Below are 4,410 nucleotides of genomic sequence, written 5' to 3' on the forward strand. Positions count from 1 at the left end.
GGGGTTCTAGAGACCATAATATTGAAATTTAGTAACGACTGATATTAAAATTGAAAAGCCGCTTTCCTAAAGCACGAACCGCTTTTAGATAACTGATAGCCATCTTTTCGAAAGAATTCATTGCCTCTTTCCAATACATTTGAATAAGACACACTAAATTAATCGGATTGCTGAACTGCCGTATGCCATAATTTACTTAGAGCATTTCCGACCGCAAGTCTATACTCTGGACTGAGGGAAAATTTTATATTTCAGGACAGAAATTTGCTACACATTGTTGATTTAGCACATAATATAAGTAAAATGTCACATTTTGTGTGTCATTCTTAGACACTTTTTATATCTTTGGTTCAAGACAGGTTAAAAACTAAAAATCGTGTTTCAGTTCAGATTATTGAATTACGACACGTCTTTGACACATAAAGTTTATAACAAATTGATTTCCAGAGAGTGACTGTTCCAGTTCTGGGCACTCAGAAAAAGACAAATCGGTTTAGACTGGTTTGTCTTTTTTGTTTTTTCAGAGTAGCGCAAGCCGGTTTTTCCCATCTTACCATGACCGGCATCGCGTTGGAATGCGGATTCAGTTCGCAGGCGACCTTCCAACGGATATTCAAGCAGTACACGGGCCTAACCCCTTCAGAATACCGAAAGCAGATACAGTAGCGCCCTTTATAGTTCCCAAAACCGGTTTTGAGAGCTCTTCAGCCAAAACCACCGGGGAAAATACAAGAGGTTTGCTGATAAAAAAATGAAGACGATCCTGCTAACCATCAGCCTATTTTCTCTTTGCATGCCCCCGCTTTTTGCGCAAAAGTCTTATTCCCGCGAAGCGATGCTGGAGGATTTCCGCTACATGAAAAAAGCATTGCAGCAATGCCACCCGGGATTATACCGGTATCAATCCAGGGCTCAAATCGACAGCTTATTCAACGCCACCGAAGCCGGTATCGGGGAAAGCATGTCGTTGTACGAGGGCTTTGCTTTGTTTTCGCGCCTGACGTCCGCCATCCGCTGCGCACATACGGTGCTGACGCCGCAGGAAAACTGGATGGATTTGTTTTTCCAGGAAGTGCGCCACTTCCCCTACCAGGTATTTTTTATCGGGGACAAAGCATACCTCACGGTGAACCGGACCCGCGACAAAACGATCAAACCGGGAGCAGAACTTTTATCGATCAACAGCATGCCGGCCGACAGTATCCGGCAGCGCCTTTTCCGCCATCTTCCGGCAGACGGCTATAACCAAACGCTGAAAGCCTGGCAGATCGATAATCTCATGTTTTCCTACTATTATTACCTGCTCATTGGCCGCCCGGACGCTTTCGTGATCCGCTACCGCGACCTTGACGGCGCTATTCATGAGCACCTATCCCCTGCGCTGGGCACCCGCGAAATCGATAAGAATACGCATAAAAACCCGGTCAATCGCGCCATACTCAGCCATTACCCGCGTAAAAAACCACAGCGGTTCGAGATCGATCCTGTCCGCGGCATCGCGGTGCTCACGCTCCGGGAATTTTTCGGCGGCGATGGGGCCAGTGCCCGCCGGCAACTCCGCGAATACCTGGAACATTGCATGCAGCAAATGAGCCAACAAAAGATCAGGCACCTGGTGGTAGACCTGCGGAACAACAGCGGCGGGTACGATTCGCAGGGGCAGGAACTGTTGTCGTGGTTCATCACCAGGCCGGTACCTTATTATCAACGATTGCATACCATTACCCGCGATTCGGAATTCCTGCAATACTCGACGGTGCCTAAAGCAACGCTGGCCCGGCTGGATAAAATCCTGACGCCCGAAACCGACGGTACATTTACTATCAACGAAGCTGCGAACACAGGGCTTCAAAAGATACAACCTGCGGCAGCGGCATTCACGGGGAAAGTGTATTTCGTGGTCAATGGCGCTACGGGCTCCGCCACCGCCGAGTTCACCGCCGTCGCCAAAGCCAATGGCACCGGAACTTTTATCGGGGAAGAAACGGGCGGAGGTTATGAAGGCGGGAACGGCAATGAATTTGTGGGGATCAAGCTGCCGCAGACGAAGATGAAGCTGACGATCCCGTTAGTGTACTATCACATGGCCGTAGGCACACCTGCCCGGCCCGGCCGCGGCACGATACCCGATTATTTTGTGACCTATATGCTGGAAGACGTCATGACCGGGAAAGATCCGTACCTGGAATATGTTTACCGATTGGTACGGGCGGAAAGGGAACCGGCGGGCAACTGAGGCAGCCCCCTGTACCACCCGATCAATCGCTTTTTCAACCGGGCTGCGGTGCGGGGATGCCTGGCCGCGATACTATTTTGTTCCGAGGGATCTTCAACCAGATCGTACAACTCTTCAGACGTACCATCGGCATTGACCAGCAGCTTCCATTTGCCATCGCGGATGGCCAGCGACGGGCTGCGGTTACGGCCCTTGGGATAATTGAAAGACGTGTTGTTGCGGCCGTATTCCCAGAAAAATGTGCGGTCCCCGGACGAGGGAACGCCCAGCAAAACGCCTGACCGGTCGATCCCGTCGGTTTTGGGCAGCGTTCTTCCCGGGATGCCGGCTATCCGGCAGAAGGTGGGCAAAAGGTCGGTAGCGTTCAGCAGCGAAATACTGTCTACCTGCCCGGCCTGTATGCGGCCGGGTTGCCAGGCAATCAGCGGCATCCTGATACCGCCTTCATACAGCGACAATTTCGTGCCGCGGTATTTCCCGGAACGGAATCCGAAAGTCGGTAACGCGCCATTGTCGGATGTGAAAATTACAAGCGTATGCTGATCGATCCCCAGCTTCCTGAGGCCATCCAGCAACCTGCCGATCTGCCTGTCGTATTCCGCCAGTACCGCTTCGAACTGCCGCTGGCCTTCCGCTCCTTTCGGCATCCTGTTCATGTTCATTTCATCCGGCACCCAGGGCGTATGCACATCGCCCGGCCAGAGGTTGACGAAACAGGGCGTGCCTTTATTGGCCGCGAGGAAAGCCAGCGTCCGGTCAACGAAGTAAGCCGTGCGGTCCCAGCGTTTCACGCTGTCTGTTTTTGACCATATCCAGTTGCCTGACGTCAGCAGCGGATCGGGGTCCGGGCTTTCCCAGGTGCTGCTGTACTCGTCGAATCCGTAAGCGTTGATAGAGGGCGCATTTTTAACATCCCTGCCCCCGCCGAGATGCCATTTCCCGAAGTGGCCGGTACGGTAACCGGCGTTTTTGAGCAACCTGGCCATGGATGGTGCATCCACCCGGAGAAAGTCGGCCTGTTCACATTCCGCGTTACCCTTTTTCGTCTGCAGGTAACTGGTCAGGTTCCACCTGGCGGGGTGATTGCCGGTCAGGATACCCGCCCTTGACGGAGAACAGATCGGGGATGCGCTGTAATATTGCGTGAACCGGACGCCTTCCGCCGCCATCCGGTCCAGGTTGGGCGTCCGAACCGTGGTGCCGCCATAACACCCGACATCCGCAGATCCCATATCGTCCGTAAGGATAAGAATGATATTAGGCTGCTGCTGTGCACCAGCTAACAGGGCATTCAGGCAAAGCCAGGTTGTAATGATCAGGGTCCTTGTATTCATGAGCCGATTCTTTTTGTGGTGTTGCTGGTTCCCTTAACGCGCCGAAATTTCATCCGGGAATGGTATTGTTTTTCCGGATTGAATATATACGGGCATTTGCGCTTTGTACTTTTTCAACCGGGCGGTTAACAGCTTAGCCAGTTCCCGCGTCTTCCCCGGGTTGTCGCGCGAAAGGTCATGCGCTTCCCTGATATCGTTTTTCAGGTCATACAATTCCAGGCGCCCTTCTTTCTCAAAATATATCAGTTTCCAGTCGCCCTGGCGCACTGCGGTCATGAAGGCGTTGTCATATCCATTATTTCCGCCGGGCCAGTTGTTGGGATAATTCCATACCAGCGCGCGATGGTTGTTCCGTTTCGCGGCGTTGCGGAGATAAGGCACCATGCTTTCCCCGTCTACCTGCTGCATCGTCCGGTATTTTTTCATCCCGGCCATTTCGAGGATGGTCGGGTAAAAATCTTCGATGATCACATACTGCCCGTTTACGCTGCCCGGCGCCGTTACACCGTTCCAACGCACCATCATTGGCTCCCGGATGCCGCCTTCGTACATGGAGCCTTTCCCTCCCCTGAGCGGGTAATTCTGGGTATTATGCCCGCCTTCCCGCGGCGGATGGGAATAACCGCCGTTGTCCGACATGAAAATCACGATAGTGTTCTCTGCGAGATGGTTACGGTCCAGGTAATCGAGGAGATCGCCGAGGCTTTTGTCCATCCCTTCCACCAGTGCGGCATAAGCCGCTTCCGGGCGCGAAAGCCCCATATCGATGTAACGCTGCAGGAAGCGGGGATCTTCCTGGAACGGGAGATGTACGGCGTAATGGCCCATATAGAGAAAGAA

General features: G+C 52.6%; 4 protein-coding genes. 2 read left to right on the plus strand and 2 right to left on the minus strand.

The features are described from left to right. Positions 1-555 precede the first annotated feature (555 nt). Together Q0510_RS24820 and Q0510_RS00620 are read left to right on the plus strand one after the other, a co-directional pair. Positions 556-666: a helix-turn-helix domain-containing protein gene (locus Q0510_RS24820; protein ID WP_366940979.1), complete on the plus strand. Its 111-nt coding sequence runs from the start codon at positions 556-558 to the stop codon at positions 664-666. A gap of 85 nt (positions 667-751) precedes the next feature. Continuing rightward, positions 752-2,236 (plus strand): S41 family peptidase, encoded by a 1,485-nt coding sequence (locus Q0510_RS00620; RefSeq protein ID WP_298707299.1) that lies wholly within the window; start codon positions 752-754, stop codon positions 2,234-2,236. Here Q0510_RS00620 and Q0510_RS00625 read toward each other — a convergent pair. Beyond that, on the minus strand, positions 2,194-3,570 hold the full coding sequence (locus Q0510_RS00625) for a sulfatase-like hydrolase/transferase (RefSeq protein ID WP_298707301.1): 1,377 nt from the start codon (positions 3,568-3,570) through the stop codon (positions 2,194-2,196). The genes Q0510_RS00620 and Q0510_RS00625 overlap by 43 nt on opposite strands. Positions 3,571-3,603: 33 nt before the next feature. Beyond that, on the minus strand, positions 3,604-4,410 hold an 807-nt coding region (locus Q0510_RS00630; RefSeq protein ID WP_298707303.1), incomplete at its 5' end, for a sulfatase-like hydrolase/transferase.

It is taken from the genome of uncultured Chitinophaga sp., from assembly GCF_937874145.1.
Taxonomy (GTDB): Bacteria; Bacteroidota; Bacteroidia; order Chitinophagales; family Chitinophagaceae; genus Chitinophaga.

Excerpts from the sequence above, each read along its gene's own strand:
- Q0510_RS24820 (WP_366940979.1), top strand. The coding sequence starts at position 556 with ATGACCGGCATCGCGTTGGAATGCGGATTCAGTTCGCAGGCGACCTTC.
- Q0510_RS00620 (WP_298707299.1), top strand. The coding sequence starts at position 752 with ATGAAGACGATCCTGCTAACCATCAGCCTATTTTCTCTTTGCATGCCC.
- Q0510_RS00625 (WP_298707301.1), bottom strand. The coding sequence starts at position 3,570 with ATGAATACAAGGACCCTGATCATTACAACCTGGCTTTGCCTGAATGCC.